Origin of the sequence: Sphingomonas sp. IW22, from assembly GCF_041321155.1 — a bacterium.
Lineage (GTDB): Bacteria > Pseudomonadota > Alphaproteobacteria > Sphingomonadales > Sphingomonadaceae > Sphingomonas.
This window is the reverse complement of sequence record NZ_JBGGWB010000005.1, coordinates 141,808-163,184: the sequence shown is the minus strand read 5'-3', so window position 1 is coordinate 163,184 and position 21,377 is coordinate 141,808. Positions and strand designations below refer to the sequence as shown.

Sequence of the window (21,377 nt, the reverse complement as noted above, 5' to 3'; positions counted from 1 at the left end):
CCGCAGGATATGGCAAAACTTCTACAAGCGCTCGATCGGTACGCCTGAGAGCAGCGCCAGTCGAGCATATGGAAAAGGGGCCAGCGCATCATGTGCGCAGGCCCCCGTTTCGTTATGGCTCAGTTGTTTCTAGCGCGAGCGGCTGAGTTCTTCGACCTCACCCATGATCGTGTCGAGCGCGCTGCGGTCGCCCGCGTCGTGCAACGCACGGCTGGGCAGATCGCCCTCGCTCAACAGGTTCTCCAGCGCCACGCGACCGCGCGCCACGCGGCTCTTGATCGTGCCGACTGCGACCTGACAGATTTCGGCCGCCTCTTCATAGGCAAAGCCACCGGCGCCAACGAGGATCAGTGCTTCGCGCTGCGGACGTGGCAGGTGCAACAATGCGCGCTGCATGTCGGTCAATTCGACATGACGATCCTGACTGGCAGGCGCCGCCAGCAGCCGATCGGCAACCAGATCGTCCCACGCGCCCTTAAACCGGGCGCGGCGCATCTGGCTGAGATACAGGTTGCGCAGAATGATGAAGGTCCACGCACGCATGTTGGTGCCCGCCTGGAAGCGCTTGCGCGCCGCCCATGCCTTCAACAGGGTTTCCTGCACCAGATCGTCCGCGGTGTCGCGGCTGCCCGACAGGGAGCGGCCAAACGCGCGAAGGTGCGGAATAACCTGGGTAAGCTGCGCCTTGAACTCTGGGTCGGACAGCGAGACATGCTCGTGCACAACCGTTTCGGACGCGTCCGCTTGCTGATCGTCAATATGCGACATGCGGCTCCGTTCGGCAGGGCCATTTGATACGCGGCCCGGGGCGCGAACATAGGGAAGCGACGCACCCATGACCACCCCCGACCCGCCTGGTACGGCGCTGACCAGCGTCAGGCCAATACCAAATAGGCAAAGATCGCGATTACCAGCACCAATGAAATGGGCAGGATGTAACGCGTCATATGGGGGGTCGAACCGCCGCGGGCGCGATCGGTGTCGAGATGCACTTGCTCGTTTGGATCAGCCATGACGGTTAAACCCCCCAGGTTCGTTTTGGCTCCGTATCTTTTTTACGAAGCTGCGATACTTCAGGCCGCGGCCGGAACCGTCGACTGATCGAAGAACAGCGCCTGGCTGATCGCCGCCTTGACGGTCGAACGCTGGAACGGCTTGGTGATCAGGAAGGTCGGCTCAGGCCGCTCGCCCGTCAGCAGACGTTCGGGGAACGCGGTGATAAAGATCACCGGCACGTTGAACTGTGCCAGAATGTCCTTCACTGCGTCGATACCCGAGCTGTCGTCAGCGAGCTGGATGTCCGCCAACACCAGGCCAGGACGGTCGTCCATCGCAAGCGCGACCGCTTCGTCACGCGTCACGGCAACGCCGGTCACTTCATGGCCCAGGTCGCGCACGATCGTCTCGATATCCATCGCGATGATCGGCTCATCCTCGATCACCAGTACACGCGCACGGGTCTGCTGCTCGATCTCGGCCAGCGCCTCGGCAACCAGGCGATCGACTTCGGCGGTGTCGACGTCGATCAGATAGCCCGTATCCTCGACGGTAAAGCCCTCCATCGCGGTCAGGAGCAGCGCCTGCCGCGACAGCGGGGCGATGCGGGCCAGACGGGCGCGCGCGATTGCTTCCTGATCGCTCGACGGATCGACATCCTCGCCACCGAATTCGTCGATCTGGGTCGAACCCCAGATAGCCTGGAAGGTGCGATACAGGCCCAGCCGCGGATCAACGTCGCGGGGAAATTCCTCCGGCGCGGCGACGATCGCTTCCAGCGTTGCACGAACATAACGGTCACCCTCGGTCTGGCTGCCCGTCAGTGCGCGGCCATAGCGGCGCAAGAAGGGAAGATGCGGGGCAAGCTGCTGGCCAAGCGACATGATAGTTCTTGTCTCCTTCACGGCCGCCCCGTTCAAATTTGGGACGGCGAAACCCGATAGTAGTACGATGGCGCGACAGGTGAAGGACCCCTCCCCCCGAAAATGCCTCGACGCACGGAACCAACGAGGCGCTCTTTGGTTTCATCGCTCCGAACATGTGCTAGCGCGCATCGGGAATCGGGGTGCGATTCAGGCACCTCGGGATTTTGTCGTACCCGCGATCCGACCAGGGCATCGTGGGGAGCAGGGGGAAATCGTGCGTTCGGAAAAGAAGCCGGCCAAGCAGGGTCAGAATAAGGAAAAGAATGTGGGTGATGCACTTCGCGCGGTCTATCGCGAAGCCGTTCAGGAACAGGTGCCTGATGAGCTTCTGGAACTGCTAAAAAAGCTCGACTGATCGTTCGAACGACCACGACATGTTTCAGCGGGAGCAACATTCCTCCCGCATTTGAACCATGGGCGCATTGCGGTGAACCATGGCGCATGACAGGCCCCCTCGCCAATGATGCGCCATATGCTGCAACAGCAATTCCCCCAGAGGTCGAAACGGGCTAGCCTATCTGCCAATGACTAATTCCGATGCGCCTGGCTTGCCGAGTTCCGACGACAGCACCGATCCCCAATTGCGAGAGCGCTGGCTGGCCCGGCTGCCGACGGGCGCGCGAGTTTTCCTGATTTTGGGTGGCGCGCTGCTGCCGCTGGCTTTCATCGCGCTGCTTGCCTCCCTGCAAACGACCCGAACCGCCGATCTTGAAGCGCGCACCCAGTTGAGAATGGCGCTGGGCGAAAGTGCACGGGCGCTGACCGTCGAGTTGAACGGCGACATGAACGCCCTGCGTCTGGCAATGGACGCACTGGCCGCCGATCCCAACGATGCTCCCGCCTGTGCCCGCGCGACTGGCGCCTTTGCTCAGCAACGTGCTGCCGGTGCGCAATTCGCTATCATTGACGCGAACGGCCGTCTGCTTTGCGGCGCGCCCCTCCCATCGGGTGTAGCCGTCGCGCCGCCGCCGCGCGGTGGGAACGAGGCAATCGGGTCGCAAATCGTGAATGAGGGGTTGGCGCTGTCGGTTGCAACCCCGACCGGCGACAGCGTCGCCACCGCCTATTTCCCCCGCCAATTCCTTGCGGCGATGGCGCGGCCGGGCGGGATCGTTCCCGACCATGGCATTACGCTGCGCAGCGACGACGGCGAACTGGATCTCGCCACGCTACCGGGAATCGGCATCCTCAGCCGCATCGAAACCGCCGCCACCCCATTGGGCGTTCGGGGCCTCGTCGTCGAAATGACGATGCGCGGCGCGCCGATCACGTCGCCGCTGGTGGTCACGACGTTGCTGCCGCTCCTGATGTGGCTGCTGGCGGCGGGCATCGCCTGGTTCGTCGTAGACCGACTGCTGATCCGCCCGTTGCGGCGACTGCGCGCCAGTGTCAGCGCCTATGCGCCGGGTACCGTGCTCGGTCCGGTCCATTACGGCGCCGTACCCGCGCAAGAGATCCGCCAGCTGGGCGACACGTTCCGCACGCTGACGCGCACGGTCGTCGCGCATGAGGCGGGACTTGCGGAGGGCCTGTTGCGGCAGACCAAGCTGACGCGTGAGGTGCATCATCGCGTCAAGAACAACCTTCAGGTGATTGCCAGCCTGATCAATTTCCACGCGCGCGGCGCCACGACGCCAGAGGCCGCCGCCGCCTATGCATCGATCCAGCGGCGCGTCGATGCGCTGGCGGTCGTGCACCGCTATCACTTTGCCGAGCTTGAGGAAAATCGTGGGGTAGAGCTGCGTTCGGTTCTTGGCGAACTCGCTGCGGGCATCCGCGCGGGAGCGCCCGAACCGGCGCATCGCTTTTCGGTGACGCTTGACGTCGAACCTATGGCAGTGTCGCAGGACACGGCCGTCGCCGTCGCGTTTCTGGTAACTGAACTGCTTGAGTTGGCGATGACCGCAAGCCCGGAAACACAGGTCCGCATCTCATTGCGCGAGCAGGACGACGGGTCAGGAACGGGGCGCCTGCGCATCGTTTCCGCCTCGTTGATCCAGACCGAGGCGCTGGAAGCGTTGCTCGCCAATCGCTATGGGCGGGTCGTCACCGGGCTGGCCCGCCAGTTGCGGGCGCCGCTGCATCATGATCCCCTCGCCGGCGCATATGAGATCACGCTGCCTGTTATGCGCACGAGCTGAAAAAAGTCGTCGGCCGCTGGAACCGTGACCGTGAGCGCACGTTCTGCTTCCCGAACGGCGACCTTTTGCCCCCCCGCTCTCGCCGTTCATGACATGAAGGCCCGGAAACGTCGACCCTACCCCCCCGGCGACGTTTCCGGGCCTTTACCTTTTCGAAATCGTCAACGCTTTCAAGCATCTGCTTCGCACGCGGAACGAAATCGCGCGCGCCGCATTTTGCAGCGACAGGTTCTTATGATGGAGGTTGGGATGCGTAAGCTTTTGGGTCTGGCAATGTTCGCGGGTGCGCTGATGGTCAGCGCATGCAACACGGTCGAAGGCGTCGGCCGCGACGTCCAGTCGGCTGGTTCGGCTGTCGAAGACGTCGCCGACTAAACCCGGACGGGTAGAGAAATGGGCCGCGGATCCAGCACGGGTCCGCGGCCCTTTTTACATCAGGCCGCCGCGCCTGCTTCCGTCTCTGCTTCCTTGGCGCGCTTGCGCTCGGTGAACCAGATGCCAATCAGCGCCAGTTCGTAGAGCAGGATCATGGGGATCGCGAGCAGGAACTGCGATCCGATGTCGGGCGGGGTCAGCACCGCCGAAATGCCGAACGCCGCAACGATGGCATAGCGCCGCGCACCAATCAGTTGCTTGCGCGTGACAATGCCGGCGCGCTCCAGCAGCATCAGCAACACCGGCAGCAGGAACGAAATGCCGAACGCGAACAGGAACTGCATGATGAACGACAGGTAATTTCCGACAGACGGCAGTGCCTCTTGCTGGATACCGCCGAAATTACCCTCAAATCCCAGCAGAAAATGCAAAGCGACGGGTATCGTCACATAATATGCCAGCGCCGCGCCCATGGTGAACAGCACCGGCGTCGCCAGCAGAAACGGCAGCAACGCGCGCTTTTCCGTGCGGTAAAGCCCCGGCGCCACGAACCGCCACAACTGGATCGCCAGCACGGGGAAGGAAATCATCATTGCGGCGAAAAACGCCACCTTCACCCGAACGAAAAATGCTTCGAACAGCTGGGTGAAGATCACCTTGTCCTGCCCGGCGGCCAGCAGCGGCTGGACAAGGAAGGCGAAGATATTTTCTGCAAAGCCGTAACAAACGCCAAAGGCGACGAAGACCGTCACCACGCACAACAGCATGCGGCGGCGCAGCTCGACCAGATGTTCGAGCAACGGGGCCTGGGTGTCGTCGATGTCGTTCACGACTGCGCCTTTGGATCAGCGGTGACCGGGTCGGCCGGCGGCGCGGGATCGTCGTGGATCGCGGGCCGCTCGACCGTTACGGGCGGCTGGTCGCCTGACTCATCCGGCGCGGGCAAGGCGACAGGGTCCGACGTAACCGGCGGTTGATCGGGCTCGGACGGATGCTCGCGCATGATGCGGGCATTTTCCTCGGCCCATTTCTTTTCCATTTCGGCCAATTCGGCCTCACGCACCATCGAATCAAAGCCGGACCGGAACTGGCGGGCGACGCCACGCGCGCGGCCGACCCAACAGCCGACGAAGCGCATGGCCTTTGGCAGGTCCTTCGGACCGATGACGAGCAACGCGACGATGGCGACGACCATCATCTCGCTCATGTTGAAATCGAGCATCTCGCTCCGTCAATCCCGCCTTGGCGCGTGCATCGGAAAACAAAACCGGCCGCCGGGCGGATGCCCGTGGCCGGCTCGGTCGCGTCAGCGCTGTTCGCGCACCTGTTCTTCGGTCTTGTAAGCGGGCTCTGCCGCGCGCTGTGCCTCGATGCGCGTCGGCTCGGCCTCTTCCTCGGCCATGCCCTTTTTGAAGTTCTTGATGCCCTTGGCAACGTCGCCCATCAGGTTCGAGAACCGGCCGCCACCCAGCAGCAGGATCGCGATGACGCCGAACACCAGCCAATGGACCAGGCTGAAACTACCCATGACGAATCTCCTCGAGGTCCGACCTATCTAGTCTGCCTCGTCGTCCTTTTCCACCGCTGTCTGTTCGAATGCCAGGTCGACCGGATCGAGAAGGCCCGCAGCGCGCAGATCATCGATCCCCGGCAGGTCGCGTCGGCTGCCCAGTCCAAAATGGTCAAGGAAGCCCGGCGTCGTCGCATACATCAATGGTCGTCCGGGCACTTCGCGACGACCGGCGGGGCGCACCCAGCCGGCCTCCATCAACACGTCGAGCGTACCCTTGGCCACCTGAACCCCGCGGATCGCCTCGATCTCGGCGCGGGTGACGGGCTCGTGATAGGCGATGATCGCCAGCGTCTCGATCCCCGCGCGGCTCAGCTTGCGGCTGTCCTCCCGGTCGCGGCGCAGGATGTGCGCCAGGTCGCCCGCCGTCTGGAAATGCCAATGATCACCGCGCCGAACCAGCGCGACACCACGCCCGGCGTAATCCGCCTCCAACACCCTCAGCGCAGCGGCAATATCCGCCTTGTCGCCCAAATGCGCTCGTATTTCCGCAACCGTAAGCGGCGCGGTGGCGGCGAACAGGATCGCTTCGACCGCACGGACCGTCTCATCGGGGCGATTCATGCCAGCGCTCGCAGGTAAAGCGGCGCGAATGGGCCGGCCTGTTCCAGTTCCACCCGGCCCTGCTTCGCCAGTTCCAGCGCCGCCAGAAAGCTCGACGCCAGCGCCGAGCGCCGCCACAGCGCCTCACCCCCATCGGGCAGGAAATGCGACAGCGCGGTCCAGTCCAGCGTTTCGCCCAGCATCGCCGACACGCGCGCAAGGGCCGTGTCGAGCGTCATCACCGGCCGCTGGCGCACGACATGCAGTACCGGTCGCGACCGGGCGCTGACCCGGCCATAGGCGGCGATCAGGTCGTAGAGATTGGCGTCCCAACGCGTATGGCGGATCGTCCGCAACCCCTCGGGCGCACCGCGCGGGAACACGTCGCGGCCCATGCGATCGCGCGCCATCAGCCTTGCCCCTGCCTCTCGCATCGCGTTCAGCCGCTCCAGCCGCAGCGTCAGCCGCAGCGCAAGTTCTTCGGGGCTTGGCGTTTCTTCGGGATCGCGCGGCAGCAACAGCGCCGATTTCAGATAGGCCAGCCACGCCGCCATCACCAGATAATCGGCCGCGACCTCAAGCTTGAGCGCGCGGGCAGAGGCGATGAAGGCCAGATATTGTTCGACCAGTTGCAAGATCGAAATCGCCTTCAGATCGACCTTTTGCGTTCGCGCCAAACCCAAGAGCAGGTCGAGCGGCCCCTCCCAGCTTTCCAAGGAAATCGTCAGTGTTTCGGCGTCGCCATCGGCCATGTGCGTGATTGGCACGGGCCGGGTGCCCAACGCAACGGGATGGTCAGGTCGCCAGCGCCAGCAACGCGTCGCGCTTGGCAATCAGCTCGGCCATGTCCCCCGACGGTGCCACGCGCATCGCCATGGCCCGATCCAGCCGCGCGATCACCTTTTCCCCGGCGGGGGTCAGCCTGCCGGCGATCTCGACCATCTCGTCCATCCGCGCCCAGCAATCTAGGGCAACATCGCACCCTGCCGCCAACGCGGCCCCCGCCTTCTCCCCGGCAGTACCGCTCAACGCCTTCATGTCGATATCGTCGGTCATCAACAGGCCATCAAAGCCGATCTGGCCGCGAATCACATCCTCGATCACGGTGGGCGACAGCGTCGCGGGGCGCTCTGCGTCCCATGCATCGAACACGCAGTGACAGGTCATGCCCATCGGCGCGTGCGACAGTGTGCGGAAGGGTTCGATGTCGATGGCCAGCGCGTCCGCATTGGCGGCGACGCGCGGCAGTTCGTAATGACTGTCGACACGGCCGCGCCCATGGCCAGGCATGTGCTTGACCACGCCGACCACGCCGCCCGCCTGCAACCCGTCCAGTACAGCACGCCCGATCGCGGCAACCTGCATCGGCTCGCTGCCATAAGCGCGACTGGCGATTGCGGGGGTCGTGTCGGCCATCGTCACATCGAGCAGCGGCAGGCAGTCGACGGTGATGCCGACCTCGCTCAGCATCAGGCCGATGGCATGGGCATTGACGCGCGCCGCTTCGATCGCGGAGGCGGGCGCGACGTTCCACAGCGCGGCAAAGGCGGGACCGGCGGGAAAAGCGGGCCATTCCGGCGGCTTCATCCGCGCGACTGGCCCGCCTTCCTGATCGATCAGGATGGGCAGGTCATCGCGCCCGGACAGGGCCCGCAGATCGTCGGTCAGCGCCCGCAACTGCGCGCGGTCGCTCACGTTGCGGCCGAACAGGATATAGCCGAGCGGATCGGCATCACGGAAAAAGGCACGCTCGTCGGGCGTGAGCGTCAGGCCCGACAAGCCATAGATGACCGGCAGCATGGTGCCGGGTTAGCCGCGCTTTGGCGGGCGCGAAAGCCCCCGCCTTATTGCGCCACGACGAAACAGGGTTCGCCCGCGACCTTCAGCTTGCCGCACACCTGCCGCGCCTCTGCATTGCTGCCGGTGCCGACGCGCAGGCGATGGACGGTGCGGCCATTGACCTCAGCCACCTGTATCGATTGGCCCAGCGCGGCCAGATAGCTGAAACGCCCCGAAAGCTGCTTCCAAGCGGTGTTCGCGGCGGCGGAACTGGGGAAGGAGCCGATCTGGACGAACGCGCCGGTCGCGCCGCCGGGGGCAGGCCGTGCCTTTGCCACAGCGACGTTGCGCTTTTCCGCCTCCAGACGACCGGATGGCGGCGGCACGGCTTCGGAAACGCGGGTCGCGGCTGGCTTGGGCGTCGACATCGCGGCTGGCGCCGGCCGGGGACCGGTTGCCAGCGGGGCTTCGGGAATGGCGGACAGGTCGACCGAGCCATTGGCGATCTCGCCGCCATCGCTGGCCTTGAACACGCTGTCGCCTTCTCCCGCGACCTGCATGCCGCCGGGCTCTTCCGGCTTGATCTTGTAGTCGCCCGGCGGCGCGGCGATCAGTTGCCCCGAACCGTCACCGGTCGCGGGACGGTCCTGAAACCAGTAAAGTGCCCCGACCGCCGCACCGACGAGCAAAAGCGCGGCAATGACGATCACGACCACGCGGCCCATCGGCGCGCGTTCCACAAACGTCTCCTCAACCGTTTCCAGCCAGGGGAGCCGCTCTTCATCCGTCAGCACGCGATCGCCGGCGACAGGCGCCATCATTTCATCTCCTCGACGGCCTCGACACCCATGATGGCCAGGCCCGAACGGATGATCTGCCCGATCGCGTCGGCCAGATAAAGACGCGCCTGCGTCAGCGGCGCATCTCCCGCGATCACGTAGCGGCGCGACGGGTCGTCATTGCCCGCGTTCCAGGCTGCATGAAACTCCGCTGCCAGGTCATAGAGGTAGAAGGCGATACGGTGCGGCTCACGCGCCTGCGCCGCGCCCTCCACCATGCGCGGGAACTGGGCCATGCGTTTCACCAGCGCCAGTTCCACCGTGTCGAGGCGGGACAGATCGGGCGTGGTGGTCGGTTCGATCCCCGCCTCGCCAGCACGGCGGCGCAGCGAATGAACGCGTGCATGGGCGTACTGGACGTAGAAAACGGGATTGTCCTTCGACGCCTCGACCACCTTGGCGAAATCGAAATCCATCTGCGCGTCGGCCTTGCGCGTCAGCATGGTGAAGCGAACCACGTCCTTGCCCACTTCGCGCACGACATCGGCCAGCGTGACGAAATTGCCCGACCGCTTGGACATTTTCACCGGCTCGCCCGCGCGTAACAGGCGGACCATCTGCACCAGCTTCACATCGAAGCGAGTCTTACCCTCGGTCAGCGCCTGCACCGCCGCGACGATGCGCTTGACGGTCCCGGCATGGTCCGCGCCCCAGATGTCGATCAACTGGTCCGCGCCCTGTGCCTTCTGGAAATGATAGGCGAGATCGGCCCCGAAATAGGTCCAAGCGCCGTTCGACTTCTTGATCGGGCGATCTTGATCGTCACCGAACCGGGTCGAGCGGAACAGCGGCAGCTCGACCGGCTCCCAATCTTCAGGCGTCTCGCCCTTGGGGGCTTCCAGCACGCCGTCGTAAACGAGATCGCGTTCGCGCAGCCACGCCTCAGCCGCTTCGGGCTTGCCGGCCGCCTGCAATTCCGCCTCGGACGCGAACACGTCGTGATGGATTCCCAACAGCGCCAGATCGGCCTTGATCAGCTCCAGCATCGCCGCGACGGCGCGCGTGCGAAACAAGGCCAGCCACTCGCTGTCGGGCGCCGTGGCATAACGGTCGCCATATTCGGCGGCCAGCGCCTGCCCCACCGGCACAAGGTAATCGCCGGGATACAGCCCTTCGGGGATTGCCCCCACGTCCTCGCCCAACGCCTCGCGGTAACGGATATGCGCCGACCGGGCGAGGACGTCGACCTGCCCACCCGCATCGTTCACATAATATTCGCGCACCACCTTGTGCCCGACATGCTCCAGCAGGCTGGACAGCGCGTCGCCCACCACGGCGCCGCGGCAATGCCCCATGTGCATCGGTCCGGTCGGGTTGGCGGAGACATATTCGACATTCACCGTCACGCCCGCGCCCGCATCGGACCGGCCATAGCCATCGCCGGCGGCATGGATCGCCTGCAATTCGTCGCGCCACGTCCCGTCGGTCAGCGTCATATTGATGAAGCCAGGTCCGGCGACCGAGACCGAGGCGACCTCCGGCAGCGCCTCCAGCCGCTTGGCGATCGATTCGGCCAGCGCGCGCGGATTGGTGCCTGCGGGCTTGGCCAGCACCATGGCGGCGTTGGTGGCCAGGTCGCCATGGCTGGCGTCGCGGGGCGGCTCGACGGTGACGGCGCGGCGGTTGATGTCGCCGGGCAGCGTCCCGTCAGCAGTCAGCGCGTCGAGGATCTGGTCGAGATGGGCGGTGAAGCGTGCGTAAAGCGTCATGGCGCGCGCCCTTAAACCAGCGCGCGCGACTTCTCAAACGGGTGCGACGCGCGGGCGGCGAATACTGCCCATCACGAACACCGCCAGCCCTGCCCAGATCAGCGCGAAACAGATGGCGTGCGCTGTCGTCATTTGTTCGCCCAGCAGCGTGATCGCCAGAAGGAACTGCAAGGTCGGCGCCAGATATTGCAGCAGTCCGATGACCGAATAGGGCAATCGCCGCGCGCCTGCCGCGAACAACAGCAGCGGGATGGCGGTCACGACCCCCGCCACCGCCAGCAGCGTCGTCGTCGTCACGTCACCGCCGAATGCCAGCACTCCCTGCCCGTCCAGCCAGACGAGATAGGCGATGGCAAAGGGCGTCAGCACCAGCGTTTCGATCGTCAGCCCCTCGATCGACTCGACGGGCGCGACCTTTCGCACCAGTCCGTACAGGCCAAAGCTGATCGCCAACGTCAGGCTGATCCACAGCCCCTCCCCCGCCTGCAGCGCCAGTACCAGCACACCCAGCGCCGCCAGCGCGACCGCCGCCATTTGCGGGCGGCTCAGCCGTTCGCGAAGGACCAGCACGCCAAGGACGACATTGACCAGCGGGTTCAGGAAATAACCCAGGCTCGCCTCCAGCACATGCGCGTGCTGCACCGACCAGATATAGACCAGCCAGTTGACCGAAATCAGCGCAGCACTCAGCGCCAGCAGTCGCAACGTCCGCCCACTGGTCAACGCCAGCCACAGTCGCCCGCCCCGCCGCGTCAGTGCAACAATGCCGAACAGCAACGCCAGCGACCAGATGACGCGGTTGGCCACGATCTCACCGGCGTCGACCGTTTTGAGCAAAAGGAAATAAAGCGGCAGCAGCCCCCAGATCAGATAGGCGCCCGCCGCCTGCATCAAACCCGTGCGGGTCGAACGGGCGGCGGCATCGGGAGGTTGGCGGGTCATGCCCGTCAAATAGTCCCGATGCTGCGCCGCCGCAAAGATCGTCGGCTATCCCCGCGGAAAGAAAAGCTGGTCAGCTGCCGCTGCGCTCCCGCTCGGCGCGCGCGAAATCGTTGATCATCTTCAGCCGCTGATCGAACGCGCCATCCGCCTCTGCATTGCGCAGCGCGCGAACCCGCTCGACCAGCACTTCCGCCGGCGTGGGATTGCCTTGCAGCAGCGCCATCACTTCATCGGCAAATGCGTCGAGCGGCATATAGCCTTCCCGATCTTTCTGACCGGGGGTCAGGTCGGTGCGGACGGCGGGGGGCGCGATCTCGATCACCTCGACCCTGCCTTCCAGCGCCTCACGCAGGCTGACGGTATAGCTGTGGATCGCGGCCTTGGTCGCCGAATAGGTTGGCGTCGCGACCAGCGGGACATAGGCGAGGCCCGACGTGACCGTGACGATCGCCGCATCGTCCTTGGTCACCAGATGGTCGATCAGCGCATTGGTCAGGCGAATCGGCCCCAGCAGGTTGGTGGCGATCGTCGCTTCCGCATCCGACAGGTCGCGACGCGCATCCAGCGTCTCGAACCTCATGATCCCGGCATTGTGGATGACCGCGTTCAGCGCGGGATGCTCTGCGATCAGGCGCGCGGCGAAGTCTTCGATCGCGGCCGCGTGGTCGATGTCGAGCGTCATTGCGTGCATCCGCTCGCGCCCCGTAATCGCTTCTTCCAGCGCCTCGCGCCGACGCCCGGCAACGATCACGGTGTCGCCGCGCGCCGCCAGCCTTTGCGCCAGAGCCGCGCCGATGCCCGAACCGCCGCCCGTGACCAGAATGGTGTTGCCGCTGCTCTTCATGGAAACCAGTCCTTTCGATTGAACGCTCGGAAAGTGGGCAGTCCGGGCGCGTTTGAAAGCCCCCTCTCGACATCGGCGCGCATGGGCGGCACAGGCGTCGCCCAATGAACGATCCCGCTACCATCCGTCGTCTCTATGGCCGCCGCCAGGGGCACAAGCTGCGCGCAGGGCAGGCCGCGCTGGTCGAGGACCTGTTGCCGAAACTGGAAGTCCCGGCGGAAGGGCCGCTGGACCCTGCGGACCTGTTCGGCGACGACCGTCCGATCGAATTCGAGATCGGCTTTGGCGGGGGCGAGCATCTGGCCGGACAGGCTTCGGCACTGCCCAATCATGGCTTTATCGGCTGCGAACCGTTCCTGAACGGCGTCGTCGGGGCGCTGGCACACATCCGCGACCGTAACCTTGGCAATGTGCGCCTGCACATGGGCGACGCGCTGGAGGTGCTGGAACGGATACCCGACGCCAGCCTGTCGCGGCTGTACCTGCTGCACCCGGATCCCTGGCGCAAGGCGCGCCACGCCAAGCGGCGCATGGTCAATCACGGCCCGCTGGACCTGATCGCCGCAAAGCTGAAGCCCGGCGCCGAATTCCGGCTGGGCACCGACGACCCGACTTATTGTCGCTGGTCGATGATGGTGATGAACCAGCGCCGCGACTTTGAATGGACCGCGCGCACCGCCGCCGATTTCCTGACGCGGCCCGCCGACTGGCCGGAAACCCGCTATGAGCGCAAGGCACGCACCAAGGGGCATGAGGTCTGGTATTTCCGGTATGTGCGGCTCTGACTCCAGCCGGTAAGTCGCGGCGGCGCCGGCGCGTCGTGCTTTACCGGGCATAAGCGGCCCGATAACGCGGCCGGCCATGTCCGCTGCCCCAACCCGCCGAGCGATCCTGTCGCAAGCCTGGCCGATAATGGTGGCGCAGGCTTCGATTCCGCTGGTCGGCATCGTCGATACGGCGGTGATCGGGCGCACCGGCGAAGCGACCGCGCTGGCAGCGGTGGCGCTGGGGTCGACCATCGTCAATTTCCTGTTCTGGGCATTCGGCTTTCTGCGGATGGGCATGACGGGCCTGACCGCGCAGGCGGTGGGCGCGAATGACGGGGCAGAGATTGCCGCGCTGCTCAGGCGCGGATTGATGCTTGGCGGGTTACTGGGCGCGGTGTTGCTGATCCTTCAATCGCTGCTGGTCCCAGCGGCGCTGGCATTGATGGCGGGCGGCGGCGCGCTGGACGTGGCGACGCGCACCTATGTCGAGGCGCGCTTGCTGGGCGCGCCCGCCGCGCTTGCCTTTTATGCGGCCAATGGCTGGTTGCTCGGCGTCGGGCGCACGCGTGCGGCGCTGGTGGTGCAATTGATCCTGAACGCCGCGAACATCGCGCTGACGATGCTGTTCGTGTGGCAGCTGGACATGGGCGTGCGCGGCGTTGGGCTGGGCACCGCCTGCGCCGACTGGATTGCGGTCGCGGCAGCGCTGTGGGTCACACGCGCGGGCTGGCGGGGAACGGCGGCAGCCCTGTTCGACCGCGCGGCGCTGGCGCGGCTGTTCGCTGTCAATCGCGACCTGATGATCCGCACCGTCGCGCTGCTGACTTTGTTCGGGTGGTTCACCAATGCGGGTGCACGGCTGGGTGCGGAGACGCTGGCCGCACAGCAGGTCCTGATGCAGTTCGTCGCCGTCAGCGCCTTTATCCTCGACGGATTCTGCTTCACTGCCGAAGCGCGCGTGGGCGCGGCAATCGGTGCGCGCGACCGGGCCGCGATGCTGCGCGCGACGCGGCTGGTGGGCGAGTTCTGCCTTGGCACCGCCATCCTCTTCGCCGTGCTGATCGCGGCGGGTGGAGAGGCGTTCGTCGCGCTGCTGACCACCAGTGCGGAGGTGCGTGCCATTGCCGCCGGCCTGTTGCCGCTGGTCGCGCTGGTGCCGCTGATCGGCACACCCGCATGGCTGCTGGACGGCGTGTTCATCGGCGCCACCGAAGGGCGGGCACTGCGCGATGCGGCGCTGGCCTCCACCGCCGCCTATGTGCTGACCGACCTGGCGCTGCGCCCCTGGGGCGAGGTGGGCGTGTGGATTGCGCTGCTGGCGGGCTATGGCTGGCGCGCGATTGCGCTGGGGCTGTTCTGGCCGCGGTTGATGCGCCGCCTTGCCCCCGCGCGCGCCGCGCCCTAGAGGCCGCCCGCGTCCCCCATTTGGAGCCTGCCCATGTCCGATCAGATCAAACGCGTTGTCCTTGCCTATTCAGGTGGCCTCGACACCAGCGTGATCCTGAAATGGCTTCAACAGACCTATAATTGCGAGGTCGTGACCTTCACCGCGGATCTGGGTCAGGGTGAAGAGCTGGAGCCCGCGCGCGCCAAGGCCGAGCTGATGGGTGTGCGTCCCGAGCATATCTATATCGACGATCTGCGCGAGGAATTCGTCCGCGATTTCGTGTTCCCGATGATGCGCGCCAACGCGCTGTACGAGGGGCTGTACCTGCTCGGCACCTCGATCGCACGGCCGCTGATTTCCAAGCGGCTGATCGAGATTGCCAAGGAAGTCGGCGCCGACGCCGTTGCGCATGGCGCGACCGGCAAGGGTAACGATCAGGTACGCTTCGAATTGTCGGCCTATGCCCTCAATCCCGATATCAAGGTGATCGCGCCGTGGCGCGAATGGGACCTGACCAGCCGCACCGCCCTAATCGCCTTTGCCGAAGCGCACCAGATTCCGGTGCCCAAGGACAAGCGCGGCGAAAGCCCGTTTTCGACCGACGCCAACCTCCTCCACACCTCGTCCGAGGGCAAGGTGCTTGAGGATCCGTGGGACGAAGTGCCCGATTACGTCTATTCGCGCACCGTCAATCCGGAAGATGCGCCCGACGCGCCTGAATACATCGAGATCGATTTCGAACGCGGCGACGGTGTTGCGCTGAATGGTCAGGCGATGTCGCCCGCCACGCTGCTGGCGGCGCTGAACGAACTGGGCCGCAAGCATGGCATCGGCCGCCTCGACCTGGTCGAGAACCGCTTCGTCGGCATGAAGTCGCGCGGCATGTACGAGACGCCGGGCGGCACCATCTATGCCGCCGCGCATCGCGGGATCGAACAGATCACGCTGGATCGCGGCGCCGCGCATCTGAAGGACGAGCTGATGCCGCGCTATGCCGAGCTGATCTATAACGGCTTCTGGTTCGCGCCTGAACGCGAGATGCTTCAGGCCGCCATTGACCACAGCCAGGACAAGGTGACCGGCACCGTGCGCCTGAAGCTGTACAAGGGCGGCGCCTATATCGTCGGGCGCAAGTCGCCGCACACGCTGTACAGCGAAAAGGTCGTGACGTTCGAGGACGATGCCGGCGCCTATGACCAGCGCGACGCGGCGGGCTTCATCAAGCTGAACGCGCTTCGCCTGCGCCTGCTGGGCCAGCGCGGCCAGCATTGATCGTTGCCGCCGCCCCGGTTTGCGACCGGGGCGGCGGCACCATCATCAGATACCCCCTTCGTCCAGGCTGAGCAGCGTCGCATTGCCGCCTGCGCTGGTCGTATCGACCGACACAGCCCGCTCTGCACAGAAGCGCGGCAGATAATTCGGCCCGCCCGCCTTCGGCCCGGTGCCCGACATGCCCTCCCCGCCAAAGGGTTGAGAGCCGACAATCGCGCCGATCATCGAACGATTGACGTACAGGTTGCCGATCCGCGCATGTTGCTCCGCCAGTTCGGCCGAGCGCGCGATGCGGCTGTGCAGCCCCATGGTCAGGCCGAACCGCTTGGCGTTCACCCGCTCGATCGTGTCGACCAGCGCGCCTGCCTTCCACGTGGCGACGTGCAGCAGCGGGCCGAACCATTCGCGGTCCAGATCCTCGATCGAATCGAGGCCGATCAGCGTCGGCGGCACGAACAGCCCGTCCTCCGGCACGTCGACCGTCGCGATCCAGCGCGGGCGCTTGGTCTCGCGATAGCCCATCAGCCGGTCATATGCGTCGCGGTCGATCACGGGCGGCACGTCGGTCGCCGGATCGGCGGGGTCGCCAACGATCAGCGTGTCCATGGCACCGCGCAGCATCTCAAGGATCGTCGGCGCGACCTCTTCCTGCAGCAACAACAGCCTCAGCGCCGAACAACGCTGTCCCGCCGAGCGGAAGGCGCTGGTGATCACGTCCATCACCACCTGTTCGGGCAGCGCGGTCGAATCGACGATCATCGCATTCACGCCGCCCGTTTCCGCGATTAGCGGAATGATCGGGCGTTCGTCGTCGGCCAGCACGCTGTGCGCAATCCGCTTGGCCGTGGCAGTCGATCCGGTGAAGGCGACGCCCGCGATGCGACGGTCCGAAATCAGTTCCGCCCCCACATCGGCGCCGCCGGTCACCATGATATACGCGTCGCGCGGCACACCCGCTTCATAGGCAAGGTCGACGGCGCGGCGCGCGATCATCGGCGTCTGCGGCGCGGGCTTTGCCACGACGGTATTACCCGTCACCAGCGCAGCGACATTCTGGCCGGTAAAGATCGCCAGCGGGAAGTTCCACGGCGACACCGTGGCCCAGGTGCCGCGCCCTTCCATGCGCAGTTCGTTGCGCTCCCCGGTTGGCCCCGGCAGCACGCGTGGCGGCAACAGGCCACGCGCCTGCATCGCATAATAGCGGCAGAAATCGGCCGCCTCGCGGATTTCCCCGAGCGCGTCGGGGATCGTCTTGAACGCTTCCTTGACGCACAGCGCCATCAATTCGATGCGGTTTTCCTCCAGCAGGTCGGCATAGCGCTCCATGATCGCGGCGCGCTCTTCCACAGGGCGGCGGTCCCATTGCGGGTACGCGGCCTGCGCGCGCGTCACCGAGTCGTGCACCGCATTGTCGGACGTCGTCCACGCCTCGATCGCGCGCTTGCCGCGACCGCTGGCGCGGCGGGGGTTGGCGTGGACCGCATCGGTGCCGCGATTGTCGATCGGCGTGTCGGCAATCGCCTTGGTCGTGTCGGCCAGGATCGCGCGGTCGGCCAGGTCGATCCCGCGGCTGTTCTTCCACGCGCCCATCAGGTCGATCGGCAGCGGGATCGATGCATGGCGCGCGCCACCCGCGGCAATCACCTTTTCAACAGGATCGGCCAGCAATTCCTCGTCGCTCAGATGCTCGTCAGCCAGCTGGTGGACGAAGGAGGAATTGGCGCCGTTTTCCAGCAGACGGCGGACCAGATAGGCCAGCAGGTCGCGGTGCCCGCCGACCGGAGCATAGATGCGGCAGTGATAGCCCTGTTCGCGGACCAGCCGTTCGTACAGACCCTCGCCCATGCCGTGCAGGCGCTGGAACTCGAAATCGCGCGACGAGCCCGCCCATTCGAGGATGGTGGCAACGGTCAGCGCATTGTGGCTGGCAAAGGCGGGACGGATATGCGCCGCCTCCAGCATGTCGCGCGCGCAGGCCAGATAGGACACGTCGGTCGCGGACTTGCGCGTGAACAGCGGGTAATCGTCCAGCCCCTCGACCTGGGTGCGCTTGATCTCGGTATCCCAATAGGCGCCCTTGACCAGCCGCACGTTCATCACCCGGCCCAGATCGTCGGCCCAGCGGATGACCGGGCGCGCGCGCTTGCCATAGGCCTGCACCGCCATGCCGTAACCGTCCCACCCGCGCAGTTCGGGGCGGCGGGCGACATTGCCGATGATGTCGAGCGACATTTCCAGCCGGTCGCTTTCCTCTGCATCGACGGTCAGAGCAATGCCCTGCGACGCGGCCTCCGATGCCAGTTGCGCCAGCATGTCGGTCAGTTCGGGCACGCACTGGTCCCACTGGGCGACTTCGTAACGCGGATGCAGTGCCGACAGCTTGACGCTGATCGAATGGCCCGATTTCGGATCGCTGCCGACGGCACGGATCGCGTTGAAATAGGCTTCGAAGTAGCGCTCGGCATCGGCACGGGTGCGCGCCGCCTCCCCCAGCATGTCGAAGCTGGCAGTGAAGCCGCGATTTTCGGGCTTGCGCATCCGCTTCATCGCTTCGTCGATGGTACGGCCCATGACGAACACTTCGCCCATCATCCGCATCGCGGCGCCGACGGCCTGACGCACGAACGGCTCGCCCGCCCGGCTGAGCAGTCGCTTGAGTGCGCCATTGGCCCCCTCACCCACCAGCGCGCGACCGACGACCAGGCCCCATGTCGCGGAATTGACCAGCGCCGAATTGGATTTGCCCGTGTGCGAACGCCAATCGGCATCGCCCAGCTTGTCGGCGATCAGCAAATCGGCGGTCTCAGGGTCCGGCACGCGCAGAAACGCCTCCGCCAGGCTCAGCAGGGCCACGCCCTCCGACGAATTTAGCCGATATTCCTGCAGAAACTGGTTCACCCAGCCCCGGTTCTGCGCCGCGCGCAGGTCCGCGATCAGCCCAGCGGCATGATCCAGCACCCGTTCGCGCGAATCAGTGCTGAGCCGCGCACGCTCAATCAGCGTTTTTAGAACATCGGGTTCGCTCGCGCGGTGCAGTTTTGCCAGTGCATCGCGGGAGAGTGACGTTAGGGCCATCTGCATTTTCGTGTTTCCGGTCAAGAAAGCCTTGCGAGCGTCCCCGCGTGGCCATTAGATTGTGCTGCGCGATATGCGCCAAACGCCACGGAGAGGGAATGGCTGTCACCATCAGCGAACGCGCCAGCCAGGTGGGAACGACGCTCGTTTCCGACTGGGTGACGGTCGATCAGAACATGATCGACGCCTTTGCCAACGCGACGGGCGACCATCAGTTCATTCATGTGGATAAAGATCGCGCCGCACAGACGCCATTTGGCGGCACGATCGCCCATGGTTTCCTGACCCTTTCGCTGATGCCGATGCTGGCCGAACGGACGCCGGGATTGGCGATCGACGGGGTGCGGATGGGCGTCAACTATGGCGGCAACCGCGTCCGCTTTCTGACACCGGTGCGATCGGGCGCTCGCGTGCGCGGGCACTTCAAGCTGCTCGACCTGACCGAAAAACGTCCCGGCCAATGGCAGCAGACAACCGAATTCACGGTCGAGATCGAGGGCGAGGAAAAGCCCGCCCTCGTCGCCGAATGGCTCAGCCAGCTCTTCGTCTGAACAAAGCAAAAGGAATCATCATGCGCTCCGCCGTCATCGTTTCCACCGCTCGCACGCCCATCGGCCGCGCCTATCGCGGCGCGTTCAACAACCTGCCCGCCCAGACGCTGGGCGCGAAATCGGTCGAGGCTGCCGTGCATCGCGCCGGTATCGAGGGGGCAGAGGTCGACGACGTCATTCTGGGCGCCGCGCTGCAACAGGGGCATCAGGCAGGCAATATCGCACGCCAGGTCGGTCTGCGCGCCGGACTGCCCGTCACGGTCGCGGGCATGTCGGTCGATCGCCAATGCGCCAGCGGCCTGATGGCCATTGCCACCGCCGCGAAGCAGATCATGGTCGACAATATGGACGTGGTCGTCGCCGGCGGCGTCGAATCCATCAGCCTTGTCCAGACGCCCCAGATGCGGATCGCGCCGGATCCCGAATTGCTGGCGATGCACAAGGACGTGTACATGCCGATGCTGCAGACCGCCGAAACGGTGGCCAAGCGTTACGGCATCAGCCGGGAGGCGCAGGACGCCTATGGCCTCCAGTCGCAACAGCGCACCGCCGCTGCCCAGGCAGCGGGCAAGTTCGATGACGAGATCGTCCCCGTCACCGCGACGATGAACGTGGTCAACAAGGAAACAAAGGAAGTCACCCAGCGCGAAATCACGCTGAACAAGGATGAGGGAAATCGCCCCGACACCAGTGCAGAAGGTCTGGCGGCCCTTCAGCCCGTCATCCCCGGCGGCTTTATCACGGCGGGCAATGCCAGCCAGTTGTCGGACGGATCGTCGGCCAGCGTGCTGATGGAAGAAAGCGTCGCGGCAAAGCGCGGACTGACGCCGCTTGGCCGTTATGTCGGCATGGCTGTCGCCGGCACCCAGCCGGACGAGATGGGCATCGGCCCGGTCTATGCCATTCCCAAGCTGCTCGACCGGTTCGGCGTGAAGATGGACGATATCGGCCTGTGGGAGCTGAACGAGGCGTTTGCCGTGCAGGTGCTGTATTGCCGCGACAAGCTGGGCATCCCCGACGAGCTGCTGAACGTCAATGGCGGTGCCATTTCCATCGGGCACCCCTATGGCATGTCGGGCGCGCGCATGACCGGCCACGCGCTGATCGAAGGAAAGCGGCGCGGCGCGAAATATGTCGTGGTGACGATGTGCGTGGGTGGCGGCATGGGCGCCGCCGGCCTGTTCGAGGTTCTCTAACGCCCGACCGGGCGGTGCGTCACAGAGCGACGCGCCGCCCGAACCCGCCTGCGGGTTTGCGCGCAACCAGCGGGTTCGCTTCGCGCTCCAGTGCCGTCAGCGTGCGGTTGAACAGCGGGCGCAGCGCCACGACCTGTTCCAGCAGCGCATCAGGTGCGTCATGCTGCTCCACGCAGTCGCGCGCGGTCATTTCAATCGCTTCGGCAAGGTCCCCCAGCGGTTCGGCGCCGAATTGCCGCGCCTCCCCCTTCAGCGTGTGAGCCGGTACCACCAGCCCGGCCGCCGAACGCGCGCGCATCGCGGCTTCGACCGCAGCGACCGACTTCATCCCGTCTTCGCGAAAATAACCGAGGATACGGGCGAAATTCGCGCCAAGCTCCGCCCGCGTCTGAGCATAGCTCGGCCAGTTCACCAGCGATCGGTCATCGACCGACGTCGTCATTCCCTATCTCCTGCCCTGCGCCC

23 protein-coding genes are annotated in these 21,377 nt (G+C 65.4%); 8 read left to right on the top strand and 15 right to left on the bottom strand.

Annotation, left to right across the window (positions count from 1 at the left end):
• Positions 1 to 129 precede the first annotated feature (129 nt).
• From ACAX61_RS16440 to ACAX61_RS16430, 3 genes are all read right to left on the bottom strand, one after another.
• The gene (locus ACAX61_RS16440) at positions 130 to 768 is read right to left on the bottom strand and encodes a sigma-70 family RNA polymerase sigma factor (RefSeq protein ID WP_370715815.1); all 639 of its coding nucleotides are present in this window, start codon (positions 766 to 768) and stop codon (positions 130 to 132) included.
• A 107-nt stretch (positions 769 to 875) separates the two neighbouring features.
• Positions 876 to 1,013, bottom strand: a complete 138-nt coding sequence (locus tag ACAX61_RS16435; RefSeq protein ID WP_370715814.1) for a hypothetical protein — start codon at positions 1,011 to 1,013, stop codon at positions 876 to 878.
• 60 nt (positions 1,014 to 1,073) lie between these two features.
• Positions 1,074 to 1,880 (bottom strand): response regulator, encoded by an 807-nt coding sequence (locus ACAX61_RS16430; RefSeq protein WP_370715813.1) that lies wholly within the window; start codon positions 1,878 to 1,880, stop codon positions 1,074 to 1,076.
• A gap of 256 nt (positions 1,881 to 2,136) precedes the next feature.
• On the opposite strand from ACAX61_RS16430, the gene ACAX61_RS16425 reads away from it, so the two are divergent.
• The 3 genes from ACAX61_RS16425 (at position 2,137) to ACAX61_RS16415 (ending at position 4,438) form a co-directional block, all read left to right on the top strand.
• On the top strand, positions 2,137 to 2,277 hold the full coding sequence (locus ACAX61_RS16425) for a NepR family anti-sigma factor (RefSeq protein ID WP_370715812.1): 141 nt from the start codon (positions 2,137 to 2,139) through the stop codon (positions 2,275 to 2,277).
• A 193-nt stretch (positions 2,278 to 2,470) separates the two neighbouring features.
• On the top strand, positions 2,471 to 4,063 hold the full coding sequence (locus tag ACAX61_RS16420) for a sensor histidine kinase (RefSeq protein ID WP_370715811.1): 1,593 nt from the start codon (positions 2,471 to 2,473) through the stop codon (positions 4,061 to 4,063).
• Positions 4,064 to 4,312: 249 nt separating this feature from the next.
• On the top strand, positions 4,313 to 4,438 hold the full coding sequence (locus ACAX61_RS16415; protein ID WP_370715810.1) for an entericidin A/B family lipoprotein: 126 nt from the start codon (positions 4,313 to 4,315) through the stop codon (positions 4,436 to 4,438).
• 59 nt (positions 4,439 to 4,497) lie between these two features.
• Here the strand turns inward: ACAX61_RS16415 and tatC are convergent, their stop codons facing one another.
• The 10 genes from tatC to ACAX61_RS16365 form a co-directional block, all read right to left on the bottom strand.
• A complete protein-coding gene (gene tatC, locus ACAX61_RS16410) occupies positions 4,498 to 5,268 on the bottom strand; it encodes a twin-arginine translocase subunit TatC (protein WP_370715809.1) in 771 nt (256 codons plus the stop codon).
• Entirely contained in the window at positions 5,265 to 5,660 is a 396-nt protein-coding gene (gene tatB, locus ACAX61_RS16405) for a Sec-independent protein translocase protein TatB (protein ID WP_370715808.1), read from the bottom strand. Before tatB ends, tatC begins: the two co-directional genes overlap by 4 nt.
• 84 nt (positions 5,661 to 5,744) lie before the next feature.
• Positions 5,745 to 5,966: a twin-arginine translocase TatA/TatE family subunit gene (locus ACAX61_RS16400; RefSeq protein WP_370715807.1), complete on the bottom strand. Its 222-nt coding sequence runs from the start codon at positions 5,964 to 5,966 to the stop codon at positions 5,745 to 5,747.
• Positions 5,967 to 5,993: 27 nt separating this feature from the next.
• Positions 5,994 to 6,572 (bottom strand): SMC-Scp complex subunit ScpB, encoded by a 579-nt coding sequence (scpB, locus tag ACAX61_RS16395; RefSeq protein ID WP_370715806.1) that lies wholly within the window; start codon positions 6,570 to 6,572, stop codon positions 5,994 to 5,996.
• A complete protein-coding gene (locus ACAX61_RS16390) occupies positions 6,569 to 7,303 on the bottom strand; it encodes a segregation and condensation protein A (RefSeq protein WP_370715846.1) in 735 nt (244 codons plus the stop codon). The genes scpB and ACAX61_RS16390 overlap by 4 nt, the downstream gene beginning before the upstream one ends.
• 43 nt (positions 7,304 to 7,346) lie before the next feature.
• Positions 7,347 to 8,351 (bottom strand): glycoside hydrolase family 3 N-terminal domain-containing protein, encoded by a 1,005-nt coding sequence (locus ACAX61_RS16385; protein ID WP_370715805.1) that lies wholly within the window; start codon positions 8,349 to 8,351, stop codon positions 7,347 to 7,349.
• Between the two features lie 44 nt (positions 8,352 to 8,395).
• Positions 8,396 to 9,151 carry an SPOR domain-containing protein gene (locus ACAX61_RS16380; protein WP_370715804.1) on the bottom strand — a complete coding sequence of 252 codons (756 nt, stop codon included), beginning with the start codon at positions 9,149 to 9,151 and terminating at the stop codon, positions 8,396 to 8,398.
• Positions 9,148 to 10,878: an arginine--tRNA ligase gene (argS, locus tag ACAX61_RS16375; RefSeq protein ID WP_370715803.1), complete on the bottom strand. Its 1,731-nt coding sequence runs from the start codon at positions 10,876 to 10,878 to the stop codon at positions 9,148 to 9,150. The genes ACAX61_RS16380 and argS overlap by 4 nt, the downstream gene beginning before the upstream one ends.
• A gap of 33 nt (positions 10,879 to 10,911) precedes the next feature.
• The gene (gene rarD / locus ACAX61_RS16370; protein WP_370715802.1) at positions 10,912 to 11,820 is read right to left on the bottom strand and encodes an EamA family transporter RarD; all 909 of its coding nucleotides are present in this window, start codon (positions 11,818 to 11,820) and stop codon (positions 10,912 to 10,914) included.
• A gap of 70 nt (positions 11,821 to 11,890) precedes the next feature.
• Positions 11,891 to 12,664, bottom strand: a complete 774-nt coding sequence (locus ACAX61_RS16365; protein ID WP_370715801.1) for an SDR family oxidoreductase — start codon at positions 12,662 to 12,664, stop codon at positions 11,891 to 11,893.
• Between the two features lie 104 nt (positions 12,665 to 12,768).
• On the opposite strand from ACAX61_RS16365, the gene trmB reads away from it, so the two are divergent.
• The 3 genes from trmB to ACAX61_RS16350 all read left to right on the top strand — a co-directional run bounded on the left by trmB (position 12,769) and on the right by ACAX61_RS16350 (position 16,090).
• A complete protein-coding gene (gene trmB / locus ACAX61_RS16360) occupies positions 12,769 to 13,449 on the top strand; it encodes a tRNA (guanine(46)-N(7))-methyltransferase TrmB (protein ID WP_370715800.1) in 681 nt (226 codons plus the stop codon).
• A 76-nt stretch (positions 13,450 to 13,525) separates the two neighbouring features.
• Positions 13,526 to 14,836 carry an MATE family efflux transporter gene (locus ACAX61_RS16355; RefSeq protein ID WP_370715799.1) on the top strand — a complete coding sequence of 437 codons (1,311 nt, stop codon included), beginning with the start codon at positions 13,526 to 13,528 and terminating at the stop codon, positions 14,834 to 14,836.
• Between the two features lie 33 nt (positions 14,837 to 14,869).
• Positions 14,870 to 16,090: an argininosuccinate synthase gene (locus ACAX61_RS16350; RefSeq protein WP_370715798.1), complete on the top strand. Its 1,221-nt coding sequence runs from the start codon at positions 14,870 to 14,872 to the stop codon at positions 16,088 to 16,090.
• A gap of 45 nt (positions 16,091 to 16,135) precedes the next feature.
• On the opposite strand, the gene putA is transcribed toward ACAX61_RS16350, so the two are convergent.
• The gene (gene putA, locus ACAX61_RS16345; RefSeq protein ID WP_370715797.1) at positions 16,136 to 19,171 is read right to left on the bottom strand and encodes a bifunctional proline dehydrogenase/L-glutamate gamma-semialdehyde dehydrogenase PutA; all 3,036 of its coding nucleotides are present in this window, start codon (positions 19,169 to 19,171) and stop codon (positions 16,136 to 16,138) included.
• A 92-nt stretch (positions 19,172 to 19,263) separates the two neighbouring features.
• Here putA and ACAX61_RS16340 point away from each other — a divergent pair, with 92 nt between their 5' ends.
• Together ACAX61_RS16340 and ACAX61_RS16335 are read left to right on the top strand one after the other, a co-directional pair.
• A complete protein-coding gene (locus ACAX61_RS16340) occupies positions 19,264 to 19,716 on the top strand; it encodes a MaoC family dehydratase (RefSeq protein WP_370715796.1) in 453 nt (150 codons plus the stop codon).
• Positions 19,717 to 19,736: 20 nt separating this feature from the next.
• Positions 19,737 to 20,912: an acetyl-CoA C-acyltransferase gene (locus ACAX61_RS16335; RefSeq protein ID WP_370715795.1), complete on the top strand. Its 1,176-nt coding sequence runs from the start codon at positions 19,737 to 19,739 to the stop codon at positions 20,910 to 20,912.
• Positions 20,913 to 20,931: 19 nt separating this feature from the next.
• Here the strand turns inward: ACAX61_RS16335 and ACAX61_RS16330 are convergent, their stop codons facing one another.
• The gene (locus ACAX61_RS16330; protein ID WP_370715794.1) at positions 20,932 to 21,354 is read right to left on the bottom strand and encodes an Hpt domain-containing protein; all 423 of its coding nucleotides are present in this window, start codon (positions 21,352 to 21,354) and stop codon (positions 20,932 to 20,934) included.
• Positions 21,355 to 21,377: the final 23 nt, after the last annotated feature.

Coding starts and splice junctions, on each gene's coding strand:
- ACAX61_RS16440 (WP_370715815.1), bottom strand. CDS start 768: ATGTCGCATATTGACGATCAGCAAGCGGACGCGTCCGAAACGGTTGTG.
- ACAX61_RS16435 (WP_370715814.1), bottom strand. CDS start 1,013: ATGGCTGATCCAAACGAGCAAGTGCATCTCGACACCGATCGCGCCCGC.
- ACAX61_RS16430 (WP_370715813.1), bottom strand. CDS start 1,880: ATGTCGCTTGGCCAGCAGCTTGCCCCGCATCTTCCCTTCTTGCGCCGC.
- ACAX61_RS16415 (WP_370715810.1), top strand. CDS start 4,313: ATGCGTAAGCTTTTGGGTCTGGCAATGTTCGCGGGTGCGCTGATGGTC.
- tatB (WP_370715808.1), bottom strand. CDS start 5,660: ATGCTCGATTTCAACATGAGCGAGATGATGGTCGTCGCCATCGTCGCG.
- ACAX61_RS16400 (WP_370715807.1), bottom strand. CDS start 5,966: ATGGGTAGTTTCAGCCTGGTCCATTGGCTGGTGTTCGGCGTCATCGCG.
- scpB (WP_370715806.1), bottom strand. CDS start 6,572: ATGAATCGCCCCGATGAGACGGTCCGTGCGGTCGAAGCGATCCTGTTC.
- ACAX61_RS16390 (WP_370715846.1), bottom strand. CDS start 7,303: ATGGCCGATGGCGACGCCGAAACACTGACGATTTCCTTGGAAAGCTGG.
- ACAX61_RS16385 (WP_370715805.1), bottom strand. CDS start 8,351: ATGCTGCCGGTCATCTATGGCTTGTCGGGCCTGACGCTCACGCCCGAC.
- ACAX61_RS16380 (WP_370715804.1), bottom strand. CDS start 9,151: ATGATGGCGCCTGTCGCCGGCGATCGCGTGCTGACGGATGAAGAGCGG.
- argS (WP_370715803.1), bottom strand. CDS start 10,878: ATGACGCTTTACGCACGCTTCACCGCCCATCTCGACCAGATCCTCGAC.
- rarD (WP_370715802.1), bottom strand. CDS start 11,820: ATGACCCGCCAACCTCCCGATGCCGCCGCCCGTTCGACCCGCACGGGT.
- ACAX61_RS16365 (WP_370715801.1), bottom strand. CDS start 12,664: ATGAAGAGCAGCGGCAACACCATTCTGGTCACGGGCGGCGGTTCGGGC.
- trmB (WP_370715800.1), top strand. CDS start 12,769: ATGAACGATCCCGCTACCATCCGTCGTCTCTATGGCCGCCGCCAGGGG.
- ACAX61_RS16355 (WP_370715799.1), top strand. CDS start 13,526: ATGTCCGCTGCCCCAACCCGCCGAGCGATCCTGTCGCAAGCCTGGCCG.
- ACAX61_RS16350 (WP_370715798.1), top strand. CDS start 14,870: ATGTCCGATCAGATCAAACGCGTTGTCCTTGCCTATTCAGGTGGCCTC.
- putA (WP_370715797.1), bottom strand. CDS start 19,171: ATGCAGATGGCCCTAACGTCACTCTCCCGCGATGCACTGGCAAAACTG.
- ACAX61_RS16340 (WP_370715796.1), top strand. CDS start 19,264: ATGGCTGTCACCATCAGCGAACGCGCCAGCCAGGTGGGAACGACGCTC.
- ACAX61_RS16335 (WP_370715795.1), top strand. CDS start 19,737: ATGCGCTCCGCCGTCATCGTTTCCACCGCTCGCACGCCCATCGGCCGC.
- ACAX61_RS16330 (WP_370715794.1), bottom strand. CDS start 21,354: ATGACGACGTCGGTCGATGACCGATCGCTGGTGAACTGGCCGAGCTAT.